The following is a 14,451-nucleotide window of genomic DNA, read 5'->3' as shown; positions in this document are numbered from 1 at the left end:
TTTGTACTTCCACACAGGGTTCCATCACCCAAACCATAAACTTATAGCATCCTCAATCCCCTAGCCGTTAAGAATTGAAACATCCTCGCAACAGCACATATTCTCTTGAAGGATACAAGAAGTCAGGGCAGGAAGAAGCACCCAAGAACCAGGCCTTAATTACCAGAAATCCGTCGGGAATACAATTATTCTAATCCAGCGGAACAGCACTGCGGCGCAAGTAAAAAACAAGAAACAAAATGCGAAATTTAAGGAAAAGGCAGGACAAAGCGCTTCCGCAGGACTTACTCACACTATCCGAACATATCTTTTTCAACCAAGTCGCATATGATATGAATGATGCTGCCATGGGCACCCTGAATGTACGGGGTATACTGAACGGGTACGGTGAGATCGATATCTACAATGCTGGCTATAGTGCCGCCATCCCGTCCCAACAGGCCGATTGTTTTACAGCCGATCTCGTTGGCCGAGGAAAGGGCATGGAAGACATTATCGGACTGCCCGCTGGTGGAAATACCGATCACAACATCACCGGGCTGAGCCAGGGCCTCTACCTGGCGTTTGAATATTTCATCAAATCCGTAGTCGTTTCCCACCGCAGTCAGAATCGAGCTGTCGGTGGTCAGCGCAATGGCTGGTAATGCCTTGCGCTCCAATAGAAAACGTCCGACCAATTCGGCGGCAAAATGCTGGGCATCGGCCGCTGACCCGCCATTGCCCATGATCAGGACTTTATTCCCCTGCTTCAGCGCATTGGCAATTGCGCGACAAGACAATAAAATATCGTCAGACATCACTTCGGACGCCTTACTAAGCGATTCCTGAAGCTTTTCAAAATGATTTCTTATATCTTCAACGGTCATTTTTTTCCTCCGAACCCTGCCATTTCGGAATTTCCTTGAACAACCTGAAAGCCAAAACTTCTAAGTATAGCCGCAGATTCACACCGATTTACGCAGATGGACTAACTTGTTTTGTGTTTATTACCCGCTTAACCTGCACCCTGCTGTTACCAAAGTTGATCAATAGAGCAAGCTTCTTCCCTGTCGCCTTCAGATAATTAATACATTGTGCCAAATGGGAATTATCAATATTCTTTACAGCCTTGAGTTCAATAATTATTTCTTCTTCCACAATCATGTCGGCAAAATAATCCCCGACCACGACACCATCATAAACAACCGTTATTGGCTCCTGACGAGAAACCTTCAGGCCTGTCTTCTCTAGTTCATGAGCCAAGGCATTCTCATAGACTTTCTCCAGAAAACCTTCACCAAGGGCGTTTCCTACGGAGTATGCGCATCCTATTATCTGCTCAGTCAGACTATCGTGATACGCAACCTCCCGAACCATTCTTTTCCTCCAGCGAAGTTGCCATATTTGCGTAAATCAGCGTTCATCTGTGGCCAATAGCGCCTTTTGATATTCCGAATATTTTCCTTTTCGAAACATCCAGATGCAAACAAGCAGGTTTTCCAGTTGGAAACTAAAAAACTTCGGCGTCTTTAAAAAGTGGAGCGTCCCGATCTTTGGCGGAAACTGTAGTTTTTTCCGTCAAGGGCCAATCGATGGCAAGTTCCGGATCGTCCCAGACAATGCCGCGCTCGTGTTCAGGCGCATAGTAATCGGTGGCTTTATACAAAAACTCGGCAACGTCGGAAAGGACCAGAAAACCGTGGGCAAAGCCTTCGGGTATCCATAGCTGTCGCTTATTTTCCGCGGAAAGATTTACACCCACCCATTTACCGAATGTGGGGGAACTCTTTCGAACATCCACTGCGACATCAAAAACTTCTCCGACAACGCAACGAACCAGTTTCCCCTGCGCTGAAGGCGGAAGCTGATAATGAAGGCCCCGCAGGACTCCTTTAACTGAACGAGAATGGTTGTCCTGAACAAAGTTTCTTTTCAGTCCCGTCGCCTCCTCCCACGCCCGCTGGTTGAAGCTTTCGTAAAAAAAACCTCTCTCATCACCAAAAACTTTGGGTTCGAGGATCAGAATCTCGGGGATATCTGTGGGAATTACCTTCATATATTTATCCCATCCTTCAAAACCATCTCCAGGTAGTCACGATAGCTGGACTTGGGAGTGTCGGCAATGACGTTAGTCATTTCACTTTCAGACAGGTACCCCTTTATAAAAGCAACCTCTTCCAGACAGGCAATCTTCAGGCCCTGTCTGGCTTCCAGCGTACCGATGAAATGACTGGCTTCAAGCAAGCTCATGTGGGTGCCAGTATCGAGCCAGGCAATCCCTCGCTCGAGCTTTTCGACTCTCAGTTTCCCCTGCTTCAAGTATTTAGTATTGACATCAGTGATCTCCAGCTCGCCGCGCGCTGACGGGGTGAGATTTTTGGTAGTTTGCACCACTTTGCTGTCATAAAGATAAAGACCGGGCACGGCATAATGCGACTTGGGTTTCTGCGGCTTTTCCTCAATGCCGATGGCCATGCCATCCTTGTCAAACTCGACCACGCCGTAGCGCTCAGGGTCCTTGACCGGATACCCGAAAACCAGTGCACCCTCAGAGAATTGCTCAAAAATGGAGTCAAGATCCATTTTGCCGTAGAAGATATTGTCTCCCAAAATCAGGGCAACGGGGTCGCCATCGATAAACTCCTCACCGACCAGAAAGGCCTGAGCGATCCCCTTCGGTTCGGGCTGGACGGCATAGGAAAGGCGGATGCCAAAGCGGCTGCCGTCCCCCAAAAGCTCTTCGAAACGGGGCGTGTCCTGTGGGGTAGAGATGATGAGGATATCCCTGATACCGGCCCGCATAAGAGTGGAGATGGGGTAGAAGATCATCGGCTTGTCATAAACCGGCTGCAGCTGCTTACTTGCGACCAGGGTCAGTGGGTAAAGGCGGGTACCTGCGCCCCCGGCAAGAACAATTCCTCTCTTGATTCCGGACATTCTATTTGCACTCCCTTGTTAAGAAATTCAACGCACTTCGAAATAGGTTTTCAGACTTTCCTGCCAAGATGGAATTGAAACACCCGTTGCCTTTTGGTATTTCGCCGTATCAAAAACGGAATATGTCGGACGTTGGGCTGGCAGTGGAAATTGCTCGGTTGTAATCGGCTCAATCCGATGAGCCTTCACCGGAAGCCCTATTTGCCTGGCTATTTCGACGATTTCGCAAGCAAAGTCATACCAACTACACTGGCCCTCGTTGGCAAAGTGGTAGACACCATACTCCCCCTTAAACACAGCAGGAGTTTCAGAATCTGATTCAAGCTCCAGTAGACGGAAAATCGCCTCTGCCAGATCGCCGGTATAAGTGGGACACCCAACCTGATCTGCCACAATGCGTAATTCTTCCCTTTCGGCAGCCAGGCGAAGAATGGTCTCGACGAAATTTTTTCCCCAGGGGCCGTAGAGCCAGCTAGTTCTGACAATAAAGTACTTCTCCAGACCGCTCTCCAATATGGCCTGCTCGCCTTTCAATTTGGAGCGGCCATACGCCGACATGGGACCGGTTGCATCATTCTCCCGGTAAGGGCGATTCGCATTCCCGGAAAACACATAATCGGTGGAGACATGCACCAAGGTAGCATCGAGTTCTCTCGCGACAACTGCCAGATAACCGGGCCCCTCACCATTGACCCGCGTCGCCAGCTCCTCTTCATCTTCGCAACGATCGACCTGGGTATAGGCACAGCAGTTAATAATGACCTGAGGGCGAAACTCCTCCATCGCCCGTCGAACTTGGTCAACATCAGTCAGGTCAAATTCGGGCCGTTGAAAGCCCTGAATCGAAAAGTTAGACGGAGCTGCTGCCTGCACCATCTTCGCTAGCATGCCCCTGGCTCCGATCAGGGCAACTTTGCGTGTCATCCCGCTCATTCAGCGCCCCGCATACATGCGATCGTAGTATTCCTGATAGGTGCCATCGATCACCTTGGTAATCCAATCGGAGTTCTCAAGGTACCACTTAACAGTCTTCCGAATCCCTTCCTCAAATGTCACTGAAGGTTCCCAGCCGAGCTCTTTCGTAATTTTTCCAGCATCGATAGCGTAACGGCGGTCGTGTCCGGGGCGGTCTTTGACGAAAGTGATCAGACTGCGCCTTGGCTTTCCTTCCGGCAAAGGGGCAGCTTGGTCATCGAGAATATCGCAAATTGTTTGTACTACCTCGATGTTCTGCTTTTCGTTATTGCCTCCGATATTATAGGTTTCCCCCAGATGTCCTTTTTTCAAAACCTTTAAAATAGCCGTGCAGTGGTCGACTACATAGAGCCAATCCCGCACGTTCTTGCCATCTCCGTAGACCGGAAGGACCTTGCCGTTCAGGGCGTTGTTGATGATGAGCGGAATGAGCTTTTCAGGAAACTGGTACGGACCGTAGTTATTGGAGCAGTTGGTAATCAAGGTCGGCAGGCCGTAAGTATGATGATAAGCGCTAACCAAATGGTCGGAAGAGGCTTTACTGGATGAATATGGAGATCGAGGATCGTACGGAGTCTCTTCGGTGAAGAGGCCTGTGTCGCCTAACGAACCATAAACTTCATCGGTGCTAACGTGCAAAAATCGGCAATCGGCTAACGGTGATCGGCCATCGAAGCCCCAGGTCTTACGTGCAGCTTCGAGCAACGTAAAAGTGCCAAGGATGTTAGTCTCGATGAAGGCGGCAGGACCCGTGATACTCCGGTCCACATGGGATTCGGCGGCAAAATGGACGACTGTGTCGATCTGTTCTTCGGCAAAGAGTTGCTCCACCAACGAAGCATCGCAGATATCCCCCTGCACAAATCGATAGCGGGGGTCGTCCGAAATATCAGTAAGGTTCTGAGGGTTACCCGCATAAGTCAGCTTATCTAGATTTACCAGTCGACAGCTATCTAGAGTTGCGAGAGCAAGGCGAATAAAGTTCGCACCGATAAACCCGGAGCCCCCTGTAACCAAAATATTCTTTATCAATTCTTCTCTCCCATTACTCTGCATGAGCCTAGCAAATATAAAATCAGAGACTTTAGCAAATCCAACCTGACTCTATAGCGGCCCCAGGCTCCCACAAAACTTAACAGTCAAAGTCGCCAAATCATGTATTTCGGTGGTAGATTCGTACATGATTTTTAGTGCCTACAAATTCCTTCAGCAAAGAAAACTTTTTGAATTCGGGTATCTGGCCCAGACTCTTTGAAGAGGTCTCTATAATCAGCAGATCAGCCTGTTTGCGAATTGCTTGGGCTTCCACTTTTCTAAAATCTTTTGGTAAACGCCTGATGAAATTCAACTCTTGATTAGCATAAAAACAAACCCTTGGATCATTGGATGCAATTAGTGCATCCTTCAAGTCCGGTTGTTCCGCCAACCATTCACCTGCAACCTTAACCACATTGTCCTTGTCCTGCCCGATAAAATCTCCAAGGGATTTATAAACGGGAACAACGCAGAAAACTAGCAGGAAAAGAACCATTGCAAACCGTGGCCAGCGAAACCTAGTGATCCTGGCTCGAATCCGCTCCAGTCCTCGACCTAACCAAGGCATAAGTAGCAAAGCTGGCACCAGAACATAACGCTTGCTAATCCAATCGTGTGTGAACAGAAAATAGTAGCCCATTAGGAAATAGGCACACACAAGCAGCAGGATCAACCAGTGCCCGCGGTGCCAATTTAAACGTTTCCCAAAGCCGAACAAAAGGGGGAGAACGAAAAAACTAAAGAGATTATCCGCTAGGGCTTCAACTGCACTGAACAGGTAGATGAGCGGCATATAATGCCGAGTCGTTTCTAGCAAATTGCCACCATGACTCCAGCCCGGCAAAGCACTTTCCAAGTCCTTTAATTTTTCATAACGACTTTGATAGTTCCTAAGAACTCCCTTACTGACTTTGCGTTTGTAGTAACTAATTGAGTTGCCGGCAACTACATCCTTCAGTTGCCACTTATGCTCTCCCTCTACATCGAAAGATGTAAGGTCAGGCCCTGCAACAAGCAATACACTGCCGCCCAACAACAATCCAAAAATGAGTGGAAGGCCAACCAACACAGAAATACCTTTGAGTAAAAGAGGCCTTTCCAATCGGTTTTTGATTGCTAATGCAGCTAGTACCAACAAAAAAACACCCCACAAAAGAAGGGCCTCAAGCCGACAGCAAAGGGCAAAGGTCGATGATAGGGCAGTCAGAGTAAAAAAGACGATTTTTTCAGTTTGGAACGCACGTAAACAAAAATAGACCGACCAGGCAACAAAAAAAATAAAAATAGGATCTCGAAGCAAACCAACGGCATGGCCATTAAGCGTGGGGCATATGGTGAAAGCAACACCAGTCCAGAATGCCCCCTTTTTGTCGAAGAGTTCCCTTGTCAGCAGGTAAAGAGGGATCAGAGCCAACACCATAGCGAGAAGGGAAATCAGCTGACCGGCCAGCGCCCAATCCCGCACGAGAAAGTGAAAGGCCGCAATAAGCAGGGAGTAGAAGGGCATCCAGTCAATCCGAAGCCCTTCCAGAAAATTGCCATCGGCAAACTGTTGAGCCGCACTAATATACCTAACACCATCTAGGTTGATAATATGATCGGATGAAAGGAGAATGACTTTTAGAATCAGCGAAGACAGTAAGAGAAATACCAGCTCCCACTCCCCTTTCAGCCATTCTCTTACTCGGCCCATTAACTTCATGACGCTTTCTACTCCACTAGAATTCACATTTTTTACCGCTCTAAGTGTCTCAGGAAAAGTGCCTTGATTAGGTTAAGAGGTCGATCTCTGAAAGTATGGAGGACCAATTTATAGAAATCCTGCCATTCTATGGTTGAGCCTAAACTGACACTGCTTTAGATGCAAGTTGAAGATCTCTGGCCGAATTTAACGGAAACCACCATAGGCTCAGTACATCCCCCTCACCGGCAATTATCTAACACGCCACCTTTGCCAGCTTTTCAAAAAGAATTGCACATCTTCATCACTTGCCCATTTCCTGAGGTCGCGCAGGAAGCGCTCAATATCTCTGCGGGCTCGTGCGTCCCGGAGGTGGGAACGAACCCGAGTGCCATCGAGATCGATCAATATGACCTCTGACTTTTCACCTGTGTTCTGCAAAAGAATATTGTCCCATTTGAGATCACCGTGCAAGCAACCGAACAGGTGCATTCGGCCGAAAAGGATACCTAGCTTTACGAGCAAACTTTTCTTTTTTCCTTGGTCAAGCATCGGCCAATGTTTACTTAACTTCTCAGACCCTTCAATAAATTCGCTGAGAATATATGAACGCCCAAGCAAGCGAAACCTCCGCTCCTCCAAGCAAAGAAGCGGTTCTGGAACAGGCAATCTTCTTAGGCGAAATTCCCAAAAAGACAACCAGGTTTTGATTGATCTGGATCGACGAAAAGCATTTCGTACGCAATATTTCCAGCCTTTGACATTGTACCGCTTGAGAAAATAATCCATACCGTTTACATGAATCTTGGCGGCTCTGACAGTCCGCCCGTCTTTAAAAATTTCGCCTTGTTCCAGGATTTGATCAGGATCAGGCAGCAGAGTCTTAAGAATATTTGCGGTTTCGCTGGTCCTTTGCCTAAAAATTGAAAATCCATGGAGGTTTTCTTTGCAGAACCTTGAATTGTTGGACAAAGATCGACGTGAGTTTTTACGCCAGATCTTTTTTGAATGACTAAGAGCTTTCTTTTGAAGGCGAAGAATGAGCTTGCGGTGATTTTTTATTTGGGAAAAACCGTAGGCTTTAATAAATCTGAAAAACTCGGATCTACTCGCCAGGGCCCCCAAAGTGTGAAACAAGGCGAGATTTGCGATCCTTTCTTTCTGGGAAAGAGCACGGTTTTTAAGGTCGACCCGATCCGTATCAAGGATGACGAAATGGGGGTTCCTGGGATCATTAACAAACAGGATATTTCCCATGTGAGGATCGTTGTGGAAGACTCCATTGTCATGCAACTTTCTTACGAATGAGGCAAACTCCTTATTAAAGTGGCATTTTTTTGCAACAGAAAAACGTGGATAATCCTCTAGCAAGGTATCGTAAAGGCTCTTACTATTCTCTACCTCCTTCGTCAGTAAAACATCTCTAGTGAGAATCCCGTTCCTTTTTTCAACCCCATAACCAAGGACCTCGGGAGCAGCTATTCCAAGTTTAAATAAGCGCCGTGAAATCCGTCCTTCTTTGCAAGCCGTTCCTCCCAAGATTGTTTTGAAAAGAACAGCTGTACCCCGATAGCGAACCTCTTTCATAAACAATCCAGGATAGCTTACTACTCGACGCTTTGGGTAATCTTTAATAACTGTTTTTACCTGAAGATCATTTTCAAGCTTACCGAGGAAGCTCTCCCCGTCCTCGGTCAAGTAATCCCAACTAATTTGCCTCAAGGATATCTCCGCGCCCATGATTAACACCTAGTTCGTAAAATACAAGATCTCTGACTAAAAATTATTTGTTTTATTCCATCGTAAAACGACATGTGGGCTGACAAATGTTCCGAATATTTTTTAAGGTCATGACTAGTTGAGAAGGCGATATATGGCTGAATACTTTCTCTTACTTTTTAAAAGGGAAGGCATTTAACAGTCTTTCCTTGACCTCTGAAATCCCAGGGCGAGAATAGCTGTCTGTAATATCCATAATTTCCTGAAGGCGGGTCTCTCTTGTCAACGGATAAGGCTTAACATTTGCAAGCTTGAAGACGCTATAGTAGTCATGAAACTTAAAATCTTTCCCCCACACGTTGTCAGACAAGCGTATCCACGCATTCGGAACACCAAGGGCATCAGCAGTAATAAGACCGTGCATACTTGAAGAAAGGACAACATCACAAGCCGCAACCTGTTTTATGAATTCGATCGTCCCGGAAAAAACATCGATCATCGTAGCGTTAGGAATCGTCTCAACAAGTTGCTGAATGAGTTGGTTGCTCTGATCGACGTAGTGGGGGACCACTCCTACGCTGAACCGCTTTTGGGCGGTCACGTTCTCCGGGACAAGCATGTCACACAAAAGCCCGGGGTCGCCAACAACCTCAATTTTCTGATTACAAATCGTTTGGGCGGTTTGCCATCCACGCACCGCGTGAATCCGGTGGGGGCTTCTGAAGGCGGGAATTCCTTCAATAAGGCCAGACCCCCAAATGTCGATGCGGCGATTCCAGAAACGATTCTTGGCCTTGGCCAAGATGCTGCCCAAAGCCATCAGGTCGCATTTGTTAGGCCGTGCATGAACAACCTTCATCCCGGAAAGGGCTTCGCATAAAACAGGCGATAGCCAGTCGCCGAAATTTTTGCGGCCGCCTTGTAAACTCGTTGACCAGTAGAGCTTTAGTTCCTTCATTAATTTACCCTGTCATTCCCAGACATCGTTGTTCAGTTACTTTTCCAGTTCAGCCGCGGAGCCCTGCCAAAAGTCTTTCGGTAAAGCTTAACCGCCCGCCGGGTTACCTGACTCAAAAACAGCCGGTCTCGTATAAGAACCTCTCGCAGAGGGCAGTCAAAGTAAATCTTCAAGAACCTGAGCAGGTCGCGGTGTGTTAAACCTATATCTAAACTGGAAAAATAAAGCCCGGCCACATCCTTGATGATCCAGCGTCTGGGGGTGCTCCTACGCAGCTGCATTCGGTGCAGGTCGATTAAATAAAGCCTTAGGCTCTCAGGATTTCCTGCTTCCGCCAAGGTCCGGCGATCAAGTAGAAAATGACAAAGGTAAAAATCACGATGATTTACACCATTCTGGTGGAGAGAGCGGGCAATTTGCGCCACCTTGCCTATCAGAGCTCGCTTGAGCGCCGGAGAAGGTGGATTTTTTGCCCAGTCCTTGCAAAAGTCTTCCAGACTGATCGTATTCTCCAACTCCTCTGTGATAATAAAGGACTCTAGTCGAGCAGGGTTCCAACCTCTCTTGCCGAAACCAATGATCTTCATGGTCGCCACACTGAGTTGTTCTAGCCTGCGGATAGCCTGCCATTCGTTTTCAGCACCGAGAACCGGCAGCCTGAACTGGAGCAGGTTTTTAAAGATCTCCTTCCATCCGATACCTAAATGAATTTTTACAAAAACTCCCTTACCCTCAAAAATACAGCGCAGAGTCCTGCGACCCTCTAAAGCCCGGAACTCTTCGCCCTGCAAAGCCAAGATGTTATCAAAAGCCCGCTCACCGAAATATGCCTCGAAATCGCTACGCAACTCAAGCATGGCTGGTTCCTTTACGGGCGACGCTCTCTATTAAATCTGCCGCCTTCTCAGGAAGGCTGAAGATATCCGTCTTAGCAACATAGGATAGACCGTTATGTCGCCATTGCTTCGCATCCGAAGAAGAAAGTGCTTGGACCAGCATTTTATTCATAGTCTCTTGTTGAAATGGTGAGGGGATGAGGAGTCCTGCATTGGCTCTCTCGATATGGTATGCATAGCCGCAAATGTCTGTCACCAAAACCGGCAAACCGGCGGCCATAGCCTCCAATAGCGCCATACCATAGGCTTCCGTATAGGAGGGGTGCAAAAGGAGATCCGCTCCCAAGAGAAATTGGGGAACATCTTCTCTGCCTCCTAAAAACCTAACTTGTTTCTCAATACCAAACCGCTTGGCCATTTTCACAAAGGGTCGGGCCTGGCCTTCACCAATTACAAAAAGCCGAGACTTGCAACGTAGTGCTTCGGGAAGCGCAGCTATCGCCCTGATGGATCGATCGAGGCCTTTAGTCCGGTATCCAGAACCGACCATCAACACCAGATACTCGTCACTGATGCCAAATGCCTCTCTCAGCTCCCGCCGGATCGTGCTAGCATTTTTCGGGGCAAGACGATTGCGGTCAATTCCGGGAGGAAGAACGTGAAATCTCTCCTCTGGCGTGCCATAGGCAGCTATGTATCGACGCTTTTCTTCTTCCGAAAGGATTAGGATGTGTGTCTTGCTTGACGAATCAAAAACCGCCCTTTCGAGAGTCACATAGGTTCGAAAGCGACTGCCAAGTCGGGACAGTGGGCCGCGAGTTTCCTTCATCCGGGTAAGATAGCAGGGATCTGCAGCAAAATAGAGATCAAGCCCGGGCATTTTGTTGAAACCGACAATCGCATCAAAACGTTTAGATGCTTCCAATTGCACGGTTTCGGCAAAGGCTGAACACTTTCCATGATTGGTCAGTGCACGCACGTTCACCCGGTTCACCTTGAAGTTGTCCGGCACTTCCTCTTCCCATTTCATGGTAAAAACCTCGACCTCATGTCCTCTGTCACGACAGGCCGTTGCAATCCGCATGAAATCCCTTTGCAGACCACCGAAGGGAAAATATTTAAACAGACAAAACGCCAGCTTCATGAAATCACCTGATCCGACATCAGGAATCAAGGCCCTCGTCGGCAAGAACCTGCTCGGCATCAATCTCTTTAAGGAACTTTTTTATTCTCTTCAGCCCCTTAACCACAGACTTTTTGCGGGAACCCAGCTCCGGATTGAGTACCATAGTCGCATGGTTCAAATGCATGATATACGAACCAAGTTTTTCCGAAGGGAGAAAGACCATCTTGTAACCACGGTCGATCAATTCTTTGTGCATTGCCCTACCTGCGGTATCCCCATTCTGCGCGAAAGAGAAGCCATATTTTCTGATCAAGTCAGTCCGATACAGAGCGCAATGACTGCGAAGATACAAATAGTTCTCACCTTTTCCCTCCAAACGTCCGAATCCCTTCCCCATCAGGGGGAAAAGAAGACTTTGCCATCCTCTCTCCACCTGTTTACCCAACTTTTGTAAAAACGACCGGGTCTCTAGTTTCCAAGAACCGACACCTGCGATGTCAGGGCTCTTTCGAATTTCTTGCAACAAGAAGTCCAGCCACCGATCATTCTTAACGAGTGTATCAGTATGAAAAGAGAGAACATAAGGGGTGGTAACTTGTTCGAGAGCTTGATCCAAAGCAAGGGCATGGGAACGTGCAGGTTTTTCTTCAGGAGCTGGAGTTCTCTCAATCAGCTTGATCCACTTCAGCGACCGAAGGTATTCGGTGGAAGCATCTTGAGAGCCATTATCAATAGCTATAACATGAACTTTGTCCGAATCGGTGTACTTACGCAATAGGCGAAAGCACAGCTTGGTGATCTCGAGAGTGCGAAAGTTCGGAATAAGTATCGTTACTTCTGGATTTGTCATAAACCTATTACCCCTAAAAGAATATGCAACAGTTTAACTTTTTATGTTTAATTCAAGCAGAACCCATCGAGTCCGCATCCAGCCAGATTTTGTACGAATGGAGGCTATGAAACTTTGCCTGGTAACAGAAAAGGGTTACCTACCCCCCCTCTTTGTTGTTACTTATCTCCTCTCAGCAGTACACAGACGGAGCGAAACACCTCAGACACAGAAATACTTTTGCCACACTCTGCATCCCGCTCGCAGTCCTTCCGTAAACAGGGCGAGCAGTCCAGGGGCGACTGCAAGCATATGTGTTCATCCCCACGCGGACCGTTGCGCTCGGCATCAGTAACTCGAAAAAGAGAGATCGTCGAGGTACCGACAGCAGCAGCAATGTGAATCGGGCCAGTATCACCGCCAATAACCAGGTCGGCTTTCTGCAGCAGAGCCACCAACTCGGGCAGAGATCCTCTCGGCCAAATAATCGCACGGCCGTCGGTAGCCCGATGGATTGCAATACAGGCCTGTTTTTCAGTGTCATTTCCCCATAATAAAATAGGTCGCACCCGGTAATCATCGCACAATCTGCCGGCCAGTTCCTGCCAACATTCAAGGGGCCACAGCTTGGTGGTCCAGGTAGTACCGTACTGCAGAACCACCAACGGTTGCCGATCAAGATCAAGCTCGGTGAGCTGACGTTGCACGGTGGCAGAAGCCTCGGGGGAAACGTTCATTGGCCCGGCCAGCAGTGCCGTTTTTCCCTCTGGAAAGGCAGCACGTGCCACGGCCAGAGAACGGTCGCTGACGTGATGGTCGGCAGGAGTCAGAGCCACCTTGCGGTTGGTGGCCAGCAGGTTGGGCCATTCACGCACGCCGTCGCGAGCAAAGCCGAAGCGCTGAGAAGCACCAGCGAGCAAGGTGAAGATCCCGCTCTTGCAGTTACCCTGCAGATCGAGCACCATATCGTAGTTTTCTTGGCGTAGATCAATGATGGTTTGTCGAATCCCCTTAAGGGTTGCCAAAAAACCTTGGCGCCGCCAACGTTTAAGACCCAATCGATGGACTTTACGCAATAAAGAATGGCCCTCAAGCAATGGTGCGAAACCTTCTTCAACCAACCAATCAATTTCGATGGACGGATCGATACTTTTCAACCAGGCAAGCGTTGGCAAAGCGTGAATGACGTCACCCAAGGCACTTATCTTGACAATCAAAACCCGCATTACCTATCCCCCAGCAAATCACGAACTCCGACCAGCACATCGGCGGCGGTAATCGCCTTCATGCAGCGGTGATCGGTGGGACACTGACGCAACAGGCACGGAGCACAGTCGGTGGCCTTGCGAATAATGCGACAGATATCAGCCTTGGGAGAGGTCGTCGTGTGATCGGTAGGGCCGAACACAGCAACAATGGGCACCCCGAAGGCGGCACCGACATGCATCGGTCCCGAATCGTTGCTTACCAGAAGACGCACACTGGCCAAAACAGCCATCAATTGACGGACGCTGGTCTGGCCGATGAGATTGAGAGGCTTGGAGGACATGGCAGCGGCTATGTCCTGGCCTATTTCCTTTTCGCCCGGACCGCCGGTCAGAACGATATTAACGCCATATTCGGCGACCAGGCCATCGGCTGTTTCAGCAAATCTGTCGGGGAACCAGCGCTTTGCGGAACCGTAAGCGGCCCCGGGATTTATAGCCACCCAATCGCCTGCTCCAAGTATTTCCTGAGCCCAGTCAAGTTCTTCTTCGGTACAAGCAAGACGCAGATTAGCATCACCGCCTTGGATCCCCAACCGTTGCAGCATTTTTTGATAATAATCGGTATGGTGCATTTTCTTTTCAATTGGGCCGACCGGAACACCGTGGCTCAGCAACAGTCTGCGTGCATCGGTGCGATATCCTGCACGGCGCGGGATCCCTGCCAATGTGGCCATCAAGGCTGCTTCGATGGCATTTTGCAGCAAAATAGCCAAATCGAAGTTCTCTTGCCGTAGTTCACAAGAAAATTTCCACAGCCCGGCAAATCCCTTATGGGGGCCTTTTTTATCAAAAACGATCACCCGATCGCAATAGGGATGAAAACTGAAGAGCTCGCTGACCAGGGGATTGGCTACAACGACAATTTCAGCATCTGGAAAGGCTGCGCGGATATTGCCCATAGCCGGGGTGGTCATGACTGCATCACCAACCCAGTTGGTCGAACGCACCATGATCTTTTTGATTTGCTTATTATCGAGTTTTTTCAAAACTATCAACTCCGGGGTGTGTACGCCCGTAATTCGTAAGACGTAAATCGTAATGGGGAAAAGACTTTAAAAGCAAAAATCGCCAAGATTTCGGGATATTGGTTTTTACCTATTACCTATTA

14 protein-coding genes are annotated in these 14,451 nt (G+C 48.4%); all 14 read right to left on the bottom strand.

The features are described from left to right. Positions 1-293: 293 nt before the first annotated feature. Entirely contained in the window at positions 294-866 is a 573-nt protein-coding gene (gmhA, locus tag A7E78_RS01470) for a D-sedoheptulose 7-phosphate isomerase (protein WP_072282605.1), read from the bottom strand. Positions 867-954: 88 nt separating this feature from the next. After that, complete coding sequence (locus tag A7E78_RS01465; RefSeq protein WP_072282604.1) at positions 955-1,356, bottom strand: GxxExxY protein; 402 nt, start codon at positions 1,354-1,356, stop codon at positions 955-957. A 133-nt stretch (positions 1,357-1,489) separates the two neighbouring features. Then, positions 1,490-2,035 carry a dTDP-4-dehydrorhamnose 3,5-epimerase gene (gene rfbC / locus A7E78_RS01460; RefSeq protein ID WP_072282603.1) on the bottom strand — a complete coding sequence of 182 codons (546 nt, stop codon included), beginning with the start codon at positions 2,033-2,035 and terminating at the stop codon, positions 1,490-1,492. Continuing rightward, on the bottom strand, positions 2,032-2,916 hold the full coding sequence (gene rfbA, locus A7E78_RS01455; RefSeq protein ID WP_072282602.1) for a glucose-1-phosphate thymidylyltransferase RfbA: 885 nt from the start codon (positions 2,914-2,916) through the stop codon (positions 2,032-2,034). Before rfbA ends, rfbC begins: the two co-directional genes overlap by 4 nt. 27 nt (positions 2,917-2,943) lie before the next feature. After that, entirely contained in the window at positions 2,944-3,849 is a 906-nt protein-coding gene (gene rfbD, locus A7E78_RS01450) for a dTDP-4-dehydrorhamnose reductase (RefSeq protein ID WP_072282601.1), read from the bottom strand. Next, on the bottom strand, positions 3,850-4,920 hold the full coding sequence (gene rfbB, locus A7E78_RS01445; RefSeq protein WP_145924924.1) for a dTDP-glucose 4,6-dehydratase: 1,071 nt from the start codon (positions 4,918-4,920) through the stop codon (positions 3,850-3,852). 124 nt (positions 4,921-5,044) lie between these two features. After that, the gene (locus A7E78_RS01440) at positions 5,045-6,628 is read right to left on the bottom strand and encodes an ArnT family glycosyltransferase (RefSeq protein ID WP_072282599.1); all 1,584 of its coding nucleotides are present in this window, start codon (positions 6,626-6,628) and stop codon (positions 5,045-5,047) included. Between the two features lie 231 nt (positions 6,629-6,859). Next, a complete protein-coding gene (locus tag A7E78_RS01435) occupies positions 6,860-8,347 on the bottom strand; it encodes a lipopolysaccharide kinase InaA family protein (protein ID WP_072282598.1) in 1,488 nt (495 codons plus the stop codon). A 151-nt stretch (positions 8,348-8,498) separates the two neighbouring features. Then, a complete protein-coding gene (locus tag A7E78_RS01430) occupies positions 8,499-9,284 on the bottom strand; it encodes a polysaccharide pyruvyl transferase family protein (RefSeq protein ID WP_072282597.1) in 786 nt (261 codons plus the stop codon). Between the two features lie 32 nt (positions 9,285-9,316). After that, positions 9,317-10,141 (bottom strand): lipopolysaccharide core heptose(I) kinase RfaP, encoded by an 825-nt coding sequence (gene rfaP, locus A7E78_RS01425; protein WP_072282596.1) that lies wholly within the window; start codon positions 10,139-10,141, stop codon positions 9,317-9,319. Further along, on the bottom strand, positions 10,134-11,264 hold the full coding sequence (locus A7E78_RS01420) for a glycosyltransferase family 4 protein (RefSeq protein WP_072282595.1): 1,131 nt from the start codon (positions 11,262-11,264) through the stop codon (positions 10,134-10,136). The genes rfaP and A7E78_RS01420 overlap by 8 nt, the downstream gene beginning before the upstream one ends. A gap of 19 nt (positions 11,265-11,283) precedes the next feature. After that, a complete protein-coding gene (locus A7E78_RS01415) occupies positions 11,284-12,096 on the bottom strand; it encodes a glycosyltransferase (RefSeq protein ID WP_072282594.1) in 813 nt (270 codons plus the stop codon). 158 nt (positions 12,097-12,254) lie between these two features. After that, positions 12,255-13,301, bottom strand: a complete 1,047-nt coding sequence (waaC, locus tag A7E78_RS01410) for a lipopolysaccharide heptosyltransferase I (protein WP_072282593.1) — start codon at positions 13,299-13,301, stop codon at positions 12,255-12,257. Beyond that, positions 13,301-14,329: a lipopolysaccharide heptosyltransferase II gene (gene waaF / locus A7E78_RS01405; RefSeq protein WP_235606776.1), complete on the bottom strand. Its 1,029-nt coding sequence runs from the start codon at positions 14,327-14,329 to the stop codon at positions 13,301-13,303. The genes waaC and waaF overlap by 1 nt, the downstream gene beginning before the upstream one ends. Positions 14,330-14,451 lie beyond the last annotated feature (122 nt).

Origin of the sequence: Syntrophotalea acetylenivorans (genome assembly GCF_001887775.1) — a bacterium.
GTDB classification, from domain to species: domain Bacteria; phylum Desulfobacterota; class Desulfuromonadia; order Desulfuromonadales; family Syntrophotaleaceae; genus Syntrophotalea_A; species Syntrophotalea_A acetylenivorans.
Note: the sequence above shows the minus strand (reverse complement) of the source record. Positions and strands in the feature narration are given on the sequence as shown.